At 65.4% G+C, this 18,252-nt stretch carries 14 protein-coding genes and 1 pseudogene; 3 read left to right on the top strand and 12 right to left on the bottom strand.

Translation table 11 applies throughout. The features are described 5' to 3' along the window. Positions 1-66: 66 nt before the first annotated feature. From BLT98_RS12860 to BLT98_RS12850, 3 genes are all read left to right on the top strand, one after another. Complete coding sequence (locus BLT98_RS12860; RefSeq protein ID WP_070281387.1) at positions 67-609, top strand: sigma-70 family RNA polymerase sigma factor; 543 nt, start codon at positions 67-69, stop codon at positions 607-609. After that, positions 606-1,559 carry a FecR domain-containing protein gene (locus BLT98_RS12855; RefSeq protein WP_092608251.1) on the top strand — a complete coding sequence of 318 codons (954 nt, stop codon included), beginning with the start codon at positions 606-608 and terminating at the stop codon, positions 1,557-1,559. Before BLT98_RS12860 ends, BLT98_RS12855 begins: the two co-directional genes overlap by 4 nt. Positions 1,560-1,637: 78 nt before the next feature. Beyond that, positions 1,638-4,085 carry a TonB-dependent siderophore receptor gene (locus tag BLT98_RS12850; protein WP_092608248.1) on the top strand — a complete coding sequence of 816 codons (2,448 nt, stop codon included), beginning with the start codon at positions 1,638-1,640 and terminating at the stop codon, positions 4,083-4,085. Here BLT98_RS12850 and BLT98_RS12845 read toward each other — a convergent pair. From BLT98_RS12845 to BLT98_RS12790, 12 genes and pseudogenes are all read right to left on the bottom strand, one after another. Next, positions 4,076-5,890, bottom strand: a complete 1,815-nt coding sequence (locus tag BLT98_RS12845; RefSeq protein WP_080753653.1) for a putative bifunctional diguanylate cyclase/phosphodiesterase — start codon at positions 5,888-5,890, stop codon at positions 4,076-4,078. The genes BLT98_RS12850 and BLT98_RS12845 overlap by 10 nt on opposite strands. A gap of 168 nt (positions 5,891-6,058) precedes the next feature. Then, complete coding sequence (locus BLT98_RS12840; RefSeq protein ID WP_092608245.1) at positions 6,059-7,687, bottom strand: methyl-accepting chemotaxis protein; 1,629 nt, start codon at positions 7,685-7,687, stop codon at positions 6,059-6,061. A gap of 226 nt (positions 7,688-7,913) precedes the next feature. Next, positions 7,914-9,389 (bottom strand): xylulokinase, encoded by a 1,476-nt coding sequence (gene xylB, locus BLT98_RS12835; protein ID WP_092608242.1) that lies wholly within the window; start codon positions 9,387-9,389, stop codon positions 7,914-7,916. Positions 9,390-9,406: 17 nt separating this feature from the next. Continuing rightward, a complete protein-coding gene (locus BLT98_RS12830; protein WP_034786532.1) occupies positions 9,407-10,297 on the bottom strand; it encodes an AraC family transcriptional regulator in 891 nt (296 codons plus the stop codon). 69 nt (positions 10,298-10,366) lie between these two features. Next, positions 10,367-11,455: pseudogene (ugpC, locus tag BLT98_RS12825) on the bottom strand (sn-glycerol-3-phosphate ABC transporter ATP-binding protein UgpC); the annotation flags it as partial. 2 nt (positions 11,456-11,457) lie between these two features. Continuing rightward, positions 11,458-12,498: an NAD(P)-dependent alcohol dehydrogenase gene (locus BLT98_RS12820; protein WP_092608236.1), complete on the bottom strand. Its 1,041-nt coding sequence runs from the start codon at positions 12,496-12,498 to the stop codon at positions 11,458-11,460. Positions 12,499-12,509: 11 nt separating this feature from the next. Beyond that, on the bottom strand, positions 12,510-13,337 hold the full coding sequence (locus BLT98_RS12815; protein WP_070257990.1) for a carbohydrate ABC transporter permease: 828 nt from the start codon (positions 13,335-13,337) through the stop codon (positions 12,510-12,512). Beyond that, on the bottom strand, positions 13,325-14,215 hold the full coding sequence (locus BLT98_RS12810) for a carbohydrate ABC transporter permease (protein WP_092608715.1): 891 nt from the start codon (positions 14,213-14,215) through the stop codon (positions 13,325-13,327). The genes BLT98_RS12815 and BLT98_RS12810 overlap by 13 nt, the downstream gene beginning before the upstream one ends. 169 nt (positions 14,216-14,384) lie before the next feature. Beyond that, positions 14,385-15,647, bottom strand: coding sequence for an ABC transporter substrate-binding protein (locus tag BLT98_RS12805; protein WP_225317477.1), 1,263 nt, complete (start codon positions 15,645-15,647; stop codon positions 14,385-14,387). Positions 15,648-15,792: 145 nt separating this feature from the next. Next, positions 15,793-16,323, bottom strand: a complete 531-nt coding sequence (locus BLT98_RS12800; RefSeq protein WP_092608712.1) for a GNAT family N-acetyltransferase — start codon at positions 16,321-16,323, stop codon at positions 15,793-15,795. A gap of 8 nt (positions 16,324-16,331) precedes the next feature. After that, complete coding sequence (locus BLT98_RS12795; RefSeq protein ID WP_092608233.1) at positions 16,332-16,850, bottom strand: GNAT family N-acetyltransferase; 519 nt, start codon at positions 16,848-16,850, stop codon at positions 16,332-16,334. A 36-nt stretch (positions 16,851-16,886) separates the two neighbouring features. Then, on the bottom strand, positions 16,887-18,161 hold the full coding sequence (locus BLT98_RS12790) for an amidohydrolase family protein (protein WP_092608230.1): 1,275 nt from the start codon (positions 18,159-18,161) through the stop codon (positions 16,887-16,889). Between the last annotated feature and the right edge of the window lie 91 nt (positions 18,162-18,252).

Raw genomic sequence — 18,252 nt, 5'->3', positions numbered from 1 at the left:
TTGCATCGGCACGCTCACCGCGCTAAAATGAGAATAATTCTTATTTGCATTAAGGCCATCCCCACCATGCCAGGCAGTCCGTTCGCGCCCTCCCCCCTGCTGGCCACGCAGCTGGAAAGCCATTACCGCGCACACCACGGCTGGCTGGCGCACTGGCTGCAGCGGCGCCTGGGTAACGCTGCCGAGGCCGCCGACCTGATGCAGGATACTTTCGCGCGCCTGCTGGCCGGCGCGCCAATGCAGCCGCAAACGCCTGCCCTGCGCGCCCCCAAGGCTTACCTGGCGACCGTCGCCAAACATCTGCTGATCAACCATTTGCGCCGCCAGTCGCTGGAACGGGCGTGGCTGGCAGCGCTCGCCGCCCTGCCCGAACAGCATCTACCATCGACCGAGCAGCGCGTGGAAATCCTGCAGGCGCTGCAAGCGGTCGATGCCATGCTCGACGGCCTGAAACCGAAGGTGCGCGCCGTCTTCATCATGGCGCAGATCGAAGGCCATGCCTACGCGGATATCGCCGCGCTGCTGGGCATCGGCGAGCGCTCCGTGAAACGCTACATGGCCGAGGCGCTGACGGAATGCGTGCTGCTGGCGCCGGATTTTCCGGCATGAGCGCGGCTGCTTCGCCATATCCTCCGCTGTCGCGCAAGGTGGCGCGCCAGGCCGTCGAATGGTATTTATTGGAGCAGTCGGGCCAGGCCACGCCGGACGACCTGGCCGCCAGCGCCGAATGGCGCGCACGCGACCCGGAACATGCGCGCGCCTGGAACAGGGTGCAGCAGGTGAGCCAGACGGCTGGCATGCTGCCGCCGGATCTGGCCGTGCCTGTGCTGCGCCGGCCGCAGCGCCGCGTGGCCGTGCAGGTATTGCTGGCGCTGATGGCGGCGCCAGCCGCGTGGCTGCTGGTGCGCCACGAAATGCTGGCCGATTACCGCAGCGGCGTGGGAGAACGGCGTGTAGTATCTCTGCCCGATGGCGGCACCCTGGTGCTCAACACGGACAGCGCCGTCGACGTGGCGTATGGCGCCGGCGAACGCCTGCTGACCCTGCGCCGCGGTGAAGTGCTGGTGCAGACGCGTCCCGATCATGCGGGCAGCCGCCCTTTCATCGTCGCCACCTGCCATGGCCGCATCCGCGCGCTGGGCACGCGCTTCACCGTGCGCGTCGACGACGACAGCAGCCGCGTGACGGTGCTCGAACGCGCGGTGGAAATCACGCCGCGCGCGCCCTCGGCCACCGTCCGCACGCTCATGGCGGGACAGCAAAGCCGCTTCGACGCCAGCCACGCCGGCCTGCCCACGCCGGCGCCGCTGCAAGCCGATGCGTGGACGCACGGCATGCTGGCGGCGCAGGACATGCGCCTCGATGCCTTCGCCATGGAGCTGTCACGCTACCGCCCCGGCCTGCTGCGCGTGGAGCCGCAAGTGGCGGGCTTGCGCCTGTCGGGCGCCTTCCAGCTCGACGACACGGACGCCGTGCTGGAAAGCCTGGCGCGCATGCTGCCCGTCGACGTGCTGTACCGCACCCCGTACTGGGTCACCATCGCGGCCCGCAAAAAATAGTTGACAAGAATTGGCCCCTTTTTTCGGCATGGCCTGTCCTGTGAGTATTACAACGACACTCACCGGAAAGGCAAGACCATGCACCCACCCCGTTTGACTCCCCTCGCGCGCGCCATCGGCAGCGCCGTGTTCCTGCTGTCGCTGGCGCAGACACCGGCCATGGCAGCCGATGCCACCACGCCAGCCGCCGCGCAAACGGTTTTCCACGTGCCGGCCGGCGAACTATCCACCGCCATCGCCAGCTTTGCCATCGAGGCGAAGGTGAGCGTGGGCGCGGCGGCCGACCTGCTGCAAGGCGTGCGCACGCAGGGCCTGAGCGGCAGCTACACGGTGCCGCAGGCACTGGCCCGCCTGCTGGCTGGCACGGGCCTCGATGCGCTGCCCAGCGGGGAACGCAGCTACGTGCTGCGCAAGGCAGGCACGGCATCGCCCGCCGCGCCGATCGCCGCGACCCTGGGCGAAGTAGCCGTCAGCTCCAGCGCCCTGCGCGACGGCACCACGGAAGGCAAGCGCGGCTACGCGGGCCTGACCAGCGCCACGCGCCTGAACCTGTCGCTGCGCGAAACGCCGCAAGCCGTCAGCGTCATCACGCGCCAGCAGATCGAGGACCAGGGCTTGCGCACCTTGCAGGACGTGCTGCTGCAGGCGCCCGGCATCACGGTCGACCATTCGTCGAGCACACGCGAATACGACCAGGTATTTTCACGCGGCTTCGAAGTGACGTCGTACATGTTCGACGGCATCCCGACCAGCAAGAACCTGGAAGCGCGCACCTACGACATGGCCATCTACGACCGCGTCGAAATCATCCGCGGCGCCACGGGCCTGATCAGCGGCACGGGCAGCCCGTCGGCCGCCATCAACCTCGTGCGCAAGCGCCCGGGCCGCGCGTTTGCCGCCGCGGCCGGCGCGCAGCTCGGTTCATGGGACCGCTACCGCATCGAGGGCGATGTCTCGACGCCGTTGACGGCGGACGGCAAGGTGCGCGCGCGCATCGTCGCCGCGCATGAAGACCAGCGCTCGTTCATCGACCGCTACCAGCAGAAAAAGGACGTGCTGTACGCCATCGTCGAAGCGGACCTGACGCCGTCGACGGTGCTCAGCGCCGGCATCAACTACCAGCAGGAAAAACTCAAGGGCGCGGGGCGCGAATTCCCCATGTTCTATGCCGACGGCTCGCAAACCCATTTTTCCCGCTCGATGAACGGCACGGCCGCGTGGAGCACGTATGACCGCGAACAGAGCATGCTGTTCGCCACGCTCGATCATTATTTCGACAACGACTGGATCGCCAAGGTGGCCGTTAGCCGCAGCAGCAACCAGTACGATGCCTTGCAGGGTTTTTCCGGCAACGGCTACCCGGACCGCGCGACGGGTGGCGGCATGAAGCTGTGGCTGGCCAACTGGCACAGCAAGCCGCAACAGACCTCGCTCGACGCCTACGTCAGCGGCCCGTTCCAGGCCTTCGGCCGCAAGCATGAACTGGTGCTGGGCGTGAGCGCCTCGGAACTCAAGACGAATAGCCCCATCTATCCGGGCTGGCGCCTGACTGGCTACGACTACACGGTGCCGGATATCCACGCCTGGAATGGCGCCATGCCGGTGCCCGACTACAGCGGCACGCGCCTGGGCAGCTCGTACGACAAGGAGCGCGAAAGCGGCCTGTATTCGACCCTGCGCCTGCGCCCCACGGACGCGCTGTCGGTGATTTTGGGTGCGCGCCTGTCGTACTGGAAGCGCGACATCCGCAGCGATTACGATGCCGACACGGACTTGTACGACGCGATGCGCGAAAACGGCAAGATCACGCCGTATGCGGGCCTCGTCTACGACCTGGGCCGGCACTGGTCGGCCTATGCCAGCTACACCAGCATCTTCACGCCGCAAAGCCAGCGCGACGTCAACAGCCGCTTCCTGGCGCCGCTGGAAGGCAAGAACTACGAAGTGGGCGCCAAGGGCGAATTCTTCGACGGCAAGCTCACCACCAGCGCCGCCCTCTTCCAGCTGAAGCAGGAAAACCTGGCCGAAGCCGATCCGGGCAATGTCTGGATCATCGGCACGGGCGGCGGTTCTTACGCCTACCACACGGTCAAGGGCGCCACCACGCGCGGCTTCGAGGCGGAAGTCTCGGGCCAGCTGCGTCCCGACTGGCAACTGACGGCCAGCTATGCCTATAGCCGCATCCGCAATGCCGCCGGCGCACGCATCCAGACCAACCAGCCGCAGAACATGGCCAAGCTGTGGACCACCTGGCGCCTGGCGCAAGGCGTGCCGGGCCTGGTGCTGGGCGGCGGCGTGAACTGGCAAAGCGATATCTACATGGATGACCGCGGGCCGAACGGCGAACGCTTCACGCAGAAGGCCTATGCGGTGGCGGGACTGATGGCGCAGTACCAGTTCAGCAAGCAACTGGTGGCGACCCTGAACGTCAACAATGTCTTCGACAAGCGCTATTACTCGACGGGCATGGGCGGCTATTACGGCGATCCGCGCAACGCCATGCTGTCGCTGCGCTATCAGTTCTGAATGGCTTCGCCACTTTTGAGCAGCGCCTCGATACCCTCGGGCGCCATGGCGCGGCCCAGGTAGTAGCCAAACGCCTCGTCGCAACCCATCTCGGCCAGCAGTTCCAGCTGCTCGCCGCTTTCCACCCCGCCGGCGATGGTGCGCAGTCCGAGCGTGCGTGCCATCGCCACGATGGCGCGCACCATGGCGCCGTCGCCGCCCGGCTTTCCCACGTCGTCGACAAAACACTTTTCGATCTTCACGGCATCCGTGGGAAAGCGTTTCAGGTAGTTCAGCGAAGCGTCGCCCGTGCCAAAATCGCTGATGGCAATCGCCATGCCCAGCTGGCGGAACTGGCGCAGTATCAGTTCGCAGTTCTGGTTGCGGGCGATCAGAATGCCGGCGGCGATTTCCAGTTCGATGCAATGCCCCGGCACCCCGGCCGCCTCCAGCGCAGCGGCGAAATTGCGTGCGATATCGCGCTGGTAGAACTGGCGCGCCGACAGGCTGACGGACACCGTCAGCATCTGCCCCTGCGCGATCCAGCTGCGCGCCTGCTCCACCGCCGTGGCCATCACCCACGCTCCCACCGGCAGGATCAGGGCGCTTTCCTCCAGTACCGGTAAAAAGTCGAGCGGCATCATCAGGCCCAGTTCCGGGTGCTTCCAGCGCAGCAGCGCCTTCACGCCCGTGATCCTGCGCATCTTCAAGTCCATGCGCGGCTGGTAGTACAGCGCGAATTCATCGCGTTCGAGCGCGTGGCGCAGGGCCGTCTCGAGGATGGTGCGCGAATACGACTGCGTCTGCATGCGCGGCGCGTAGCGCAGGCAGGTACCGGGCGCATGGCGCTTGGCCGCATACATGGCCAGGTCGGCCTTTTCGATCAGCGCATTGACGTCGTCGTCGTCGTCCGGGTACAGGGCCACACCCACGCTGGCCGCCACCGACAGGCTGTATTCGCCGATGACGAAGGGGGCGGCGATGGCGCCGACGATTTTTTCGGCCACCCGCTCGGCATCGTGCGCCGTGCGCAGTTCCGTCAGCAGGATGATGAATTCGTCGCCGCCCTGGCGCGCCACCGTGTCGACCTTGCGCACGCACTGCTGCACCCGGCGCGCGAACTCCGTCAGCACCTGGTCGCCCACGTCGTGCCCCAGGCTGTCGTTGATGGATTTGAAGCGGTCGATGTCGACGAACAGCACGGCCAGCAACGCCTGGTGGCGGCGCGCGTAGGCGATGCCGTGCTCGAAGCGGATCTGGAAATGCAGCCGGTTCGGCAGCCCCGTCAGGCCGTCGTGGTGGGCGATGAATTCCAGCTGCTGCTCGGCGCGCCGGCGCGCCGACACATCGTGCAACAGCAGTACGGCGCCGCCCTGCGCCAGCGGCGCGCAGCTGTACTGCACGTCGATGCGCTTGCCGTCGAGATGGCGCAGCAGCACGGCGCCGCGCGCCACTTCCAGCACTTCCTGCTGCGCCACGCAGTCGCGCACCTGGCGCGCCGCATCGATGGGCGTGCCGTCATGGAACAGGGGCAGCAGCTGTGTCACGGGCTGGCCCAGGCCACCGTCGCCCAGCAGTCCGCCCATGGCGCTGGCGCGGGGATTCAGGTACTGCACCACGCCATCGTGGTCGGTGCCGATGACGGCCGCCGGCAGCGCCTGCAACAGGGCCAGCGCATCGGCCATGCGCTGGCCCTGCGCCGCCTGCAGCACGACGCCCGTCGCATGGCGCAGGCGCCACGCGCGCGCCGCCTGCCACTGGCAGGCCAGCAGCAAGCTCAGCACCACGGCCAGGACCAGGCACAGCGCCAGCAGCAGCGCCGTCATGCGTCACCCGGCAGGCAAGATTTGGAAGACATGCTTTTCCTTTGCAACGCGCGCCATGCGGCCGGGCGCAGAACCATGCGGAAAGGAAATAGTATAAGAATTTGGGCGCGATATTTGCCTGATCGGGGGCCGCTTGACTGGCATCAAGCGGCACGGGGCAGTTCTTCGTCAGGCCAGCGACAGCCTCCGGGCCAGCGTGGCACCCGCCGGTGCGGCCGCGCCGGGCTCCGCATGCAGCTTGAAGATACTGACGGCGTCGGCCAGGCTGGCCGCCTGCTGCTGCAGCGCGTCCGCAGCGGCGGCGGCCTGCTCCACCAGGGCCGCATTCTGCTGCGTCACGCCATCCATCTGGCTGATGGCGATGCTGATCTGCTCGATGCCGTCGCGCTGCTCCACGCTGGCCACGGCGATCTCGCCGATGATGGCGTTGACGCGCTGCACGCTGCTCACCACGTCATCCATCGTGCGCCCCGCCTGGCCGGCCAGCACGCTGCCCTCTTCCGCCGTGCGCACGGATTCGCCGATCAGCTGCTTGATTTCCATGGCCGCCGCTGCCGAACGTTGCGCCAGGTTGCGCACCTCGGTGGCAACGACGGCAAAGCCGCGTCCCTGCTCGCCGGCCCGCGCCGCTTCCACGGCCGCATTCAGGGCCAGGATATTCGTCTGGAAAGCGATGCCGTCGATGACGGCGATGATGTCGACGATACGCTTCGACGAGGCATTGATATGGCTCATGGTCTGCACCACCTGCGCCACGGCTGCGCCGCCGCGCTGCGCCACGTCGGAGGCGCCGCCGGCCAGCTGGCGCGCCTGGTCCGCGTTGTCGTTATTCTGCCGCACGGTGGACGTCAGCTCGATCATCGAGGCAGCCGTTTCTTCCAGCGAACTGGCTTGTTCCTCCGTGCGCGAAGACAGGTCCATATTGCCGCTGGCGATTTCGCCGGACGCCGTGGCGATGGCGTCCGTGCCGGCGCGCACGCGTCCCACGATGGCGGCCAGGTTGCCGCTCATGGCTTTCAAGGCGCGCAACAGGTCGCCGATTTCATCGCGGCTGCCGTCGGCCACCACGGCGCGCAGGTCGCCCGCCGCCACTTGCTGGGCGATGCCGACGGCCGCACCGAGCGGCACGGTGATGCTGCGGATCAGCCACCACACGGTCACGCTGCCGACGACCAGGGTCACCAGCACGGTGGCCAGCATGGCGATGCTGGCGTTGCGGTGCGCGGCCGCATCCTGCTCCTTCATCTGCGCCATCAGACTGTGCGACTGCTTGCCGATAGTCGCGACGATGGCGTCGATCTGGCGCGTCGGTTCGCGGTCCATGCCTTTCACCAGCGCATCGACGGCCTGGGCGCTGTCGGCGCGCGCGCCATCATACTTTTGCAGCGCCGCCAGGTAGCTGACGCCCAGCGCATCGTGCGCCTGCAGCGCGTGCTCCACGGGTGCCGTGTCGAGTTTTAATGCGCCCATCATCGCCTGCAGGCTTTTCAATTCCTTGCGCGTCTGCGCGCCGCTGGCGACAAACGCTTCGCGGTAGCGCTGGAAGGCGGCAGCATCACCGCCGCGCAGCAGGATGTTTTTCCATTCCTGTACCTGGATCTTGAATTCCACCTGCGCGCTGCGCGCCGCGTCGACCGCTTCCGTCAGGGCGACGGAACGCTGCATGGCGTCCGCGCTGCGCGCACTGGCCGCGTCGAGCGCGCTCCAGCCACGCGCGCCCACGAACACCAGCGCAAGGAAGAAGAAGGCGCCCAACAGACCCAGGCGGACGGAGATTTTCAGATTCGCGAGTTGCATGTGTTTCTCCCGGCGGCAAGAACAGGATGGCAACAAAGGCGCCGCCAAAACTAACCAATTCTCACCAAATGAAGAAATCATGGGGCGCGCCCCGTGAAAAACCAAGCAGCGCTTTCCTTAAAGAAACACTTTCAGCATAGAAACAACAAATTACATGGAAAAGTTGACTGCCTGGCCATATTGGCGCGCCCACAGCATGGTCAGGCCGGCAATCTTGCTGGCAGCGTCAGCGCGCCACCACAGCCGCTCCCGCGAACTCCTCGCGCAGCAGCGGATACAAACGCCGGTAGCACGCCAGGCGGTCGTCCAGCACGGCGGACGCCTGCGGCGCCACCGTTTCCTGCACGGGCGGGCGCGTGCACACCTGCGCGGGCGGCAAGCCCGTCACCGCCATCTGCGCCAGGCGCGCCGCGCCCATGGTGCCGCCGGCCACGCCGTGGTCGTGGCGCAGCACGTGCAAGCCCGAGGCATTCGCGCACAGCTGCGCCCAGAAGCGGCTGCGCGAGCCGCCGCCGACGAACGATGCTTCTTCCAGATGCGTGCCGGCGCTGCGCAAGGCCGCATTGCCGTCGGCCATGGCAAAGGCCACGCCTTCCATCACGCTGTAGGCCAGTTCGGCGCGCCCGTGTTCCGTCGACAAGCCGAAAAATACGCCGCGCGCGGAGGCATCGTTATGCGGCGTGCGTTCGCCGCTCAGATAGGGCAGGAAGACCGGCGCCGTGCGCGCCTCGACATTTTCCGCCAGGCTGACCAGTTCGCCGATGTCGCTCGACTGCGTCAGCCGCGCCACCCAGCTGAGGCTGGACGCGGCGCTGAGGATCACGCTCATCTGGTGCCAACGCTCGGGCAGGCAATGGCAGAACGCATGCACGCCCTGGCCCGGATTCGGCGCAAAACCATCGCTGCCCGCGAACAGCACGCCCGAGGTACCCAGCGACAGCAGGCCGGCGCCCGGCTCCACCACGCCCAGGCCCACGGCGGCGGCCGCGTTGTCGCCCGCGCCGCCGGCCAACAGCACCGGATGCGCGATGCCCCACTCCTGGCACAGCGAGGATCGCACCTGCGCCGCAGCGTCGCTGCCTTCGACCAGGCGCGGCATATGCTCGCGCGTGAGGCCAGTAGCGGCCAGCATGCGCTCGGACCAGTCGCGCCTGGCCACGTCCAGCCACAGGGTGCCGGAAGCGTCGGACATGTCGGACACATACTCGCCTGTCAGGCGCAGCGCCACGTAATCCTTCGGCAGCAAGACCTTGGCCGTGGCGCGGAACAGCGAGGGTTCGTACTTTTGCAGCCACAGCAGCTTGGGCGCCGTGAAGCCGGGCATCGCCTGGTTGCCCGTGATGGCGCGCGACTCGGGCACCAGCGCCTCGAGCTCCACGCATTCGGCAAACGCGCGCGTGTCATTCCACAGGATGGCCGCGCGCAGCACGTGCTGCTGCTTGTCGAGCAGGGTCGCGCCATGCATCTGGCCCGACAGGGCGATGCCGCGCAGGCCGGAAAACGCCACCGGCTGCGCGGCGCGGATAGCCGCGATGACGTCCAGGGTGGCGTGCCACCAGTCCTCGGGATTCTGTTCCGACCAGCCGGGATGGGGGCTGGAGACGCGCAGGGTCACGCCGGCGCTGGCAAGGATGGCCTGGGCGTCATCGGTGAGGATGGCCTTGACTTCGGAAGTGCCGATATCGATACCGAGATAAGTCATTTGATTCCAAAAGAAAGTTAAGAATGGCCGTCGCCTGACGGCTCGGGCATGTTCATCAGCAGGCAGGAGCGGAATTTCGACGGCGACATCTGCTTGTGTGCCAAAAACTGGCGGTTGAAATTGGAGAGGTTGTTGAAGCCCGTGCGATAGCAGATATCGGTGACCTTCATGTCCGTGTTCATCAGCAGCTCGCAGGCCAGCGCGATGCGCTCCTGGTTGACGTATTGAATGAACGAGGTGCCCGTATGCTTGCGGAAGAAACGCGTGAATTTGAGCGTATTCATCTCCGCCACGTCAGCCACGTCCTGCTCGCAAAAATCGAGCGTGATGTTCTGCTTGATATAGGCCAGCACCAGGTTGATGGTCGACGACATGTAGCGGCCCGCCTGCGCCAGGTAGGTGACGCTGGCCAGCGGACGCCGCTCGCGGCAGTCGCACAGCTCGCCGAACAGGCGCGTAAACAGTTCGACCCGGCGCAAGCCCTGCGCCGTCGTCAATTCCTTCATCAGCGGCACCAGGCGCAGGCCCAGCGCATCGGGAAATTGCAAGCCCCTGCCCGCCTCGGCCAGCAGGGCTTTCAGGGGCGCCATCTCCGGGAACAGCAGCGCGCAACGTTCGATGAAGTCGCTGGAAAACTGCAGCACCAGGTCGCGCTCGGGCAGGACCACGCCTTCCGGCAGTTCGCTGACCCAGTTATGCGGCAGGTTCGGCCCTGTCAGGATCAGATTGCCTGCCCCGTAACTGCCGATATGGTCGCCGATAAAAAATTTGCCATTCGATGTGATGATGAAGTGCAGCTCGTACTCGGGATGAAAATGCCATTTCGCCACGGTGTGCGGAAAACCGTGCGCCCACGCGCGAAACGATTCATGGATCGGTTTATGGATCAGTTCCAGGTCAGGCGTCACGGCAGTTCCCTTGCACGGTCTTGGTCACCCTATTCTAACCACTTACTGACCACCGGGCGCCATGGCCAGACCGCTGTCAGCGTCGAACAGATGCATGTGCTCTTCGTCGAAGGCCAGCGCCAGGGTCTGCCCTACCTGCGCCGCGCTGTTGGCCGCATTCGCCGGCAGCAGGGCCGACAAGGTCAAGGCGCCGCACTGAAAGCTGATCAGCGCTTCGGCGCCCAGCAGCTCGACCAGGTCGATGGCGCACGCCAGGCCATGGCTGCCGGCATGTTCCTGCGGCAGCGCCGCGCGCAAGTGGTTCGGCCGCAGGCCGAAGACCACGCGCGCGCCGGCCGGCAGCGCGGCGAAGCGGGGCGAAATCAATGGCCAGCGGTAGCCGGCGCATACCAGCACCGTTTGCCCGTTCTCTTTTTCGATGACGCCGTCGATGAAATTCATGGCTGGCGTGCCGATGAAGCCGGCCGCAAACAGGGTGCGCGGGTGGTTGTACAGCTCCGCCGGCGTGCCGATCTGCTCGATATGCCCGCCCTTCATCAGCACCACCCTGTCGGCCAGGGTCATCGCTTCGAGCTGGTCGTGCGTGACGTACAGGGTGGTGGTGCGCAGGCGGCGGTGCAATCGCTTGATATCGGCGCGCAGCTGCGCGCGCAGCTTGGCGTCCAGGTTCGACAGCGGCTCATCGAACAGGAACACTTGCGGCGTCTTGATCATGGCGCGCGCAATCGCCGTGCGCTGCTGCTGGCCGCCCGACATGGCGCGCGGCTTGCGCTCGAGCAGGCTGTCCAGGCTGAGGATGGCCGCCACCTCGCGCACGCGGCGCTCGATCTCGTCGTGCGGCACCTTCAGGCGGCGCAGGCCGAAGGCGATATTGTCGTACACCGTCATGTGCGGATACAGCGCGTAATTCTGGAACACCATCGCCACGTTGCGCGCGCGGGGCGGCAAGTCGTTGACGACGGCGCCGCCGATCAGCAGCTCGCCGCCGCTGATGTCTTCCAGGCCCGCGATCATGCGCAGCAAGGTCGACTTGCCGCAGCCCGATGGCCCCAGCAGGACGATGAATTCGCCGTCATCGATTTCCAGGTCGAACGGCTGCAGCACGGCCGTCTTCTCGTCATACGTCTTGTGCAGCTGCCTGCAGGCGATATTTGCCATGGTTAGTCTCCTGCCAGTTGAATCTGGATCTTGACGTCGCGCGGATGGCCCTTGGCCGCTTCCTCGAACGCCTGCACGCCGTCGGCAAAGCCGAAGGTACGCGAAATGAAGGGCTTCACGTCGATCTTGCCGGAGGCCAGCAAGGCGATGGCGCGCGGGAAGATGTTCGCGTAGCGGAACACCGACTCGATGCGCACTTCCTTGGCCTGGATGGCGACGATATCCAAAGGCACCTTATCCGGCGGCATACCGACCAGCACCAGGCAGCCGTTCGGGCAGAGCAGATCGATGATGTTGTCGTAGGCGCGCATGCTGCCGCTGGCTTCAAAAACGATGTCGGCGCCCCAGCCATCGGTAGCCTCGCGCACCGTGTCGGCCAGGCTGGCCTGGCGCACGTCGACCGTGGTGACGGCGGGATTGCCGGCGAACAGGGCCAGTTTTTCCGGCACCAGGTCGGCCAGGATCACGCGCGAGCAGCCGCCCGCCAGCGCGGCCAGGGTGTTCATGGCGCCAATGGTGCCAGCGCCGATCACCACGGCCACGTCACCCGGCTTGATGGCCGCCTTCTTGGCCGCCTGCAGGCCGATGGCCAGCGGTTCGACGATGGCGCCTTCGCCGAAGCTGACGTTGTCGGGCAGCTTGAAGGTGAACGAGGCCGGATGCACGACATATGGCGTGAGACAACCGTGGATGGGCGGCGTGGCCCAAAAGCGCACGGCGGGGTCGAGGTTGTACAGGCCGCGCATGGTGGCCGGCGAATCGAACTGCGGCACGCCCGGCTCCATGCAGACCCGGTCCCCTGCCTTCAGGTGCGTGACTTCCGCGCCCACTGCGGCCACCACGCCGGATGCCTCGTGGCCAAGCACCATCGGCGCTTCGACGGCGAAGGGGCCGATCTTGCCGTGCTTGAAGTAATGTACATCGCTGCCGCAGATGCCCACGGTATGAATCTTGATTTTCACGTCGCGCGGGCCGACGGCGAGCGGCACGTCGATATCGCGCAGGGTGATGGAATGCGCCTGTTCCAGTACGAGTGCTTGCATGATAGCCTTCCTTATTTATGTTTGAGCATGGAGTTGAGCAGCCGTCCCAGGATGCCGACGAACAGCAGCGGCGGCAGCGCCAGCAGCACGGTGGAAGCGTTCACCACGCCCCACGGCACTTCCTGCCCCATCGACGTGAAGGCCGACGCCACCACGGGCAGGGTCATGCTTTTCGAGGAGGTGAGCGCCAGCGCGATCATCAGTTCGTTCCAGACCAGCACGAAGCTGAAGACGATGCCGCCCATCAGGGTTTTAGAGGCCACCGGCAGGGCCACGTGCCAGAACACCTGATAAGGGCCGTAGCCGTCCAGCGCCGCCGCTTCCTCGATCTCTTTCGGGATGCGGGCAAACGCGGGAATCGACAGCCAGATGATCGTCGACAGGGTCACCAGCAGATATGTCACCACCATCGACAGGCGCGAGTCGTACAGGCCCAGGTCGATCCAGATCGAGATCAAGGGAATGGCGACGGCGACGGGTGGCAAAAAGCGCAGGGAGAGCAGGAAGAACTGGATATCCTTCTTGGCCGGGATCGGATAGCGGGCGATCGCATACGCGGCCGGCACGCCCAGCACGGCGCCCAGCAACACGGCCACGCCGACGATGGCCACGCTGTTGCCCAGTCCCGTCAGCACTTCGGGGCTGGCCAGCACCTGTTTGTAGTTGGCCAGGGTCGGGCTGAAGAAAAAGCGCGGCACGGGCGTGACGATATCCATCAGCTCCTTGAAGGAATTGAGCACGGCCCACAGGATGGGAAACAGCGCCACCAGCACGATGGCGGTGGTAATGGCGGTGGTGGCGGCATGGTCCATGCCGCGCCGAACAGTCAGTTTTCCCATTTGGCGACCCGCTTCCAGAGTAAAGTGAAGATGACAGTCGTGGCCAGCATCATCAGCACGGCCATGCTGGACGCATACGACACCTTGCCCATCAGGCCGATGCCTTGCGCATACGCGTACATGTCCAGGGTTTCGGTGGAGATGCCGGGGCCGCCCTTGGTCATCACGTAGATCAGGTCGAACGAGCGCAGCGACTCGACCATCTTGATGAACACGAGGCTCATGATGGGCACCTTCAGCATCGGCAGCGCAATATACGCATACACCTGGAGCGTGCTGGCGTAATCGAGGCGCGCCGCTTCCAGCGGTTCGGCGGGCAGGGTTTCCAGCAGCTTCAGGATGACGGCGCCGAAGAACAGGCCCCACTGCCAGATGTCGACCAGCGCCACCGCATACAGGGCCGTGGCGGGATCGGACAGCAGGGCCGTGCCGCCCAGGCCCACGCACTCGAGCAGCCAGTTGAGGATGCCCATCAGCGGCGAATACATGAACTTCCAGATGAAGGCGGCCGAGACGCGCGGCAGCAGCACGGGCACGATCAGCAGCAGCGCGATGACGTCACGCGTGCGTCCCTTGACTCTCTCGAACAGGAACACGGCCAGCAGCACGCCGACGATCAGCGAGCCGGCCACGGTGACCACTTCCCAGATGGCCGATACCTGCACGGCATTGACGAAGCGGCGGTCGCCGAACAGGCGGATGAAATTGGCAAAGCCGACGTAATCGCTGTCGCTGTAGCGCAGCACGCGGTTTTGCAGGGCCAGGTTGATGGCGGCGATGCTGGGCACCAGGCCCAGTATCAGCAGGACCAGCAGCGGCAGCGTCAGAAACACGGCCGGCAGCCAGGTGTGGCGTTTTTTACGGATGGAATGCGGCATGGTCATGGCTTTCAAACGAGAACGGACAAGCAAACAGGCTGCGTCACGACACCTGACAAAACCGTAGCGAGCGGAAGGTAGAGGTGGCCGAGAAGCGGAACTGTGCTTTATGCACAGTGAGCATCGCAGGCCGCCTATACCGACGCGCAGCAGGTTTGGTCAGATGTCTCTATTTGCGCTTGCTGGCCCGCTGCATCACTTCAGTCGCGTACTCATTCGCTTCATCGAGCGCGCTTTGCACGTCGCCGCGCGTGCCCGTAAACACCTCTTCCAGCACCACGCCCAGGTTGTCGCCGATGTCCGGCCACTCGGGGCTAGGCCAGATGGTGACGCGCGAGACGGGCGTGGTGTCCGTCAGGCCCGCCTGGATCTGCGGCTTGACGTGCTTGCGGAAGTAGTCGCTGGCGATGGTGCTGCTGCGGTTGTAGTCGCTGAAGACGTTGTCCTTCAGACGCGCCTGCTCCTGTTCCTTGCCCGTGGCGAAAGCGATAAACTTGCCGGCCGCCTGGCGCGTGCATTCATCCTTCGCGCCCGTGGCGGAGATGGCCAGGCCGTGGCCATAGGCGGCCGATGCCAGCGGCGCGGGCGGGCGCACATAGCCGACCTTGTCGACCACCGAGGATTTTTTCGGATCTTCCATCCAGTCGGCAAACGGCGTCGACTCGATCATGAAGGCCACCTTGCCCGACCTGAACGCTTCGAGCGCATTGCTCCAGTCGTAGGTGGCGCCGCCCGGCGGCGAATACTTGAACAGGTCGCGGTACAAGGTGGTGGCCTTCACGGCCTGCGGCGAATTGAAGGTTGGCACGCCATCCTTTTCCCACTTGCCGCCGGCGGCCAGCATGAACGGCGACCAGCGCCACACATTCATGCCCGAGCCGCGCTGGCCCCGCGCCGCCCAGCCATACACGTTGGGCGGGCTGTTGAGTTTCTTCACGGCGGCGACCAGTTCGTCGAGCGTCTTCGGCACGGCGATGCCGGCCTTTTCCAGCAGGTCGCGGCGGTAGAACAGGAAGTCGCTGCCGCCGATCAGGGGCGCGAAATACGCCACGCCCTTGTACGAGGCGACGGCGCGGCGGCCCGGCAGGAAGTCGTCGTAGTCGGCTTCCTTGGGCAGGTATTTGAGCAGGGGGACGACCCAGCCGGCAGTGGCAAATTCGGCCACGTTGGCTTCATCGATGTAATAGATCTGGTAGGAACCGGCCTTGGTGGAAGCATCGAGCCTGGCCTTGGAGCGGCGGTCGTTTTCGCCGAAATAGCTGATTTGTACCTTGGTGCCGCTTTTCTTTTCATACTCGGCGAGGGTCTTTTCCATCACGGTCAGGCCCAGGCTTTTTTGCGCCAGCACCTTGAGCACAGGCACCGAGCAGCTTTGCGCCGAGGCGTCTGCGAACCCGGCGGACATGAGGGCGCCCCATGCAACAGCAGTCATGATTTTCATAACACGTCTCCATTTTTATAGTCCGGCGGTTTTCCACCGGTATGCCAACTATAAAAACAAAGACCGCGCGCCACCACTACAAAAGGCGCGGGTTTCTAAATACTTTTTTTCACTTCCCTGATACGCATTTGCCGCCTCAGTCCAGACGAAAATCCTTGCGGTAGACATTCGTCTCCTTGCCATCCGGCGGCAGGCGCGAGAAACGCTCGAAGCGCAGGCCCAGCTTGTTGAGCAGGTTGATCGACGCCTGGTTCTGCTGCGAAGTGATGCCGTACAGGGTGCGCATGCGCAGCACGTGCTGCGCATGCTGCACGATGGCGGCCGCCGCTTCCCAGGCATAGCCCTGGCCCCAGTACGCAGGGCGCACGGCATAGCCGATATCGGGGCCGGGAAGGCTGTCGCGGCGCACCAGGCCGGCCATGCCGACAGGCGCGCCGTCGCTGCGGCGCTCGACGATGTACAGCGAATAGCCATGCTCGCGGAACTGCGCCATGGGTCCCGTTTCCAGCGCGGCGCGGGCTGCTTCCAGGGTGTGGATGTTGCGCTGCCCGATGTTGGCGATCCACGACGGGTCGTTGACCAGCTCCATGTAGAAGGCCGCATCGTCCAGGGTAGCGGTGCGCAGGCGCAAGCGGGGCGTCTCGATGACGGTGATCGGCTCTGTCATGGCGCCGCTCATGCCGGCCACTGCATCGGGTCGCTCAGCAGCTGGTACATCACGTAGGCATCGACATAGCCCAGCTGCGCGTGGCGGTAGGCCAGCGGCAGGGTGGCGACGACCGTGAAGCCCAGTTTTTTCCACAGGGTGACGGCAGCCAGGTTGGTGCTGACGACGAAGTTGAACTGCATCGCCAGGTAGCCCGCGCGGCGTGCTTCTTCCATACAGTGCACGCCCAGCAGGCGGCCCACGCCCACGCCCTGCGCGGCGGGATCGACCATGAACGAGGCATTGGCCACGTGCGATCCATGGCCCGGCTGGTTTGCCACCAGCTTGTACATGCCCAGCAGGCGCTCGCTGCCCATCACGGCGACAAAGCTTTGCACGCCGGGGCCGAACCAGTAGGCATGGCACTCTTCGCGCGTGGTATCGGCGGGGAAGGTATAGGTGTCGCCGCCGGCAACCAGTGTCTGGAAGATCGGCCACATGGCGTCGAAGTCGGCTTCGTTGGCCGGGCGGATATCAATTTCTTTCAAAGCGGTACTCCCGATAACAAGTGATGGCTGATTGTATCAGCGCCCCAGGCGAAAATTGACCGTTTCGGGCCGCCCCGGCAGGTGCAGGCGCGATTGCGCGCGGGGCGCCTCGCTGACGACTTTCCCCCGCCGCAGCACCAGGCGCCGCGCCGCGCGCAGGCGCAGCGCTTCCACCGTGGAGCTGCAATCGAGGATCAGCAAGTCCGCATGGCAGCCGGGCGCGATGCCGTAGCCATCGAGGCCCAGGATGCGCGCCGGCGTCTCCGTCACGGCCAGGAAGCAGTCGTGCATGGCTTGCTGGCCCGTCATCTGCGCCACGTGCAAACCCATGTGCGCCACTTCCAGCATGTCGCCTGACCCGAGGCTGTACCACGGGTCCATCACGCAGTCGTGGCCGAAGGCGACGGGAATGCCGGCGGCCAGCATCTCGGGCACGCGCGTCATGCCGCGCCGCTTCGGATACGTGTCGTGGCGCGCCTGCAAAGTGATGTTGATGAGGGGGTTGGCAATGGCCGCCACGCCCGCCTCGCGGATCAGGGGCAGCAGTTTGCTGACATAATAATTGTCCATCGAATGCATGGACGTCAGGTGCGACCCCGTCACCCTGCCCTGCATGCCAAGGCGCTGGCTGTGGAAGGCCAGGGTTTCGATGTGGCGCGACAGCGGGTCGTCCGACTCGTCGCAGTGCATGTCGACCATCAAGCCACGTTCACAGGCAAATTCGCACAGCAGGCGCACGGATTCCGCGCCGTCGGCCATGGTGCGCTCGAAATGCGGGATGCCGCCCACCACATCGACGCCCATGGCAATCGCGCGCTTCAGATTGTCGAAGGCGCCGGGACTGCGCAGGATGCCATCCTGCGGGAATGCCACCAGCTGCAAATCGAGATACGGCGCCACTTGCCGCTTGACGTCTAGCAGCGCTTCGACGGCCAGCAGGCGCGGGTCGCAGATATCCACGTGCGAGCGGATGGCCAGCAAGCCGCGCGCCACGGCCCAGTCGCAATACTGCAAGGCGCGTTCCACCAGGGCGTCCTGCGTCAATTGCGGCTTCAGTTCGCCCCACAGGGCAATGCCTTCGAGCAGGGTGCCGGAGGCGTTCACGCGCGGCAAGCCGTAGCTGAGCGTGGCGTCCATGTGGAAGTGGGCATCGACGAACGGCGGCGTGACGAGGTCGCCGGCGGCGTCGATCTCTTGCGCGCCCGCCACGGGCAAGGCGGGGCCGACGGCGGCGATGCGGCCGCCCTCGATGGCGATATCGATGGCGCGGCGCCCGTCGGGCAGGCTGGCATTGCGGATGACTAGGTCCATGCGGACACTCCTTCTGTTGGCTACTTGGGGGCAATGACATCATTGCCATTACATCTACTTCCGTGCGATGCTGCAGTGCAAAAATATAGCG

Source organism: Janthinobacterium sp. YR213 (assembly GCF_900099875.1).
Lineage (GTDB): Bacteria > Pseudomonadota > Gammaproteobacteria > Burkholderiales > Burkholderiaceae_D > Janthinobacterium > Janthinobacterium lividum.
This window is presented reverse-complemented; position numbering and strand designations above follow the sequence as displayed.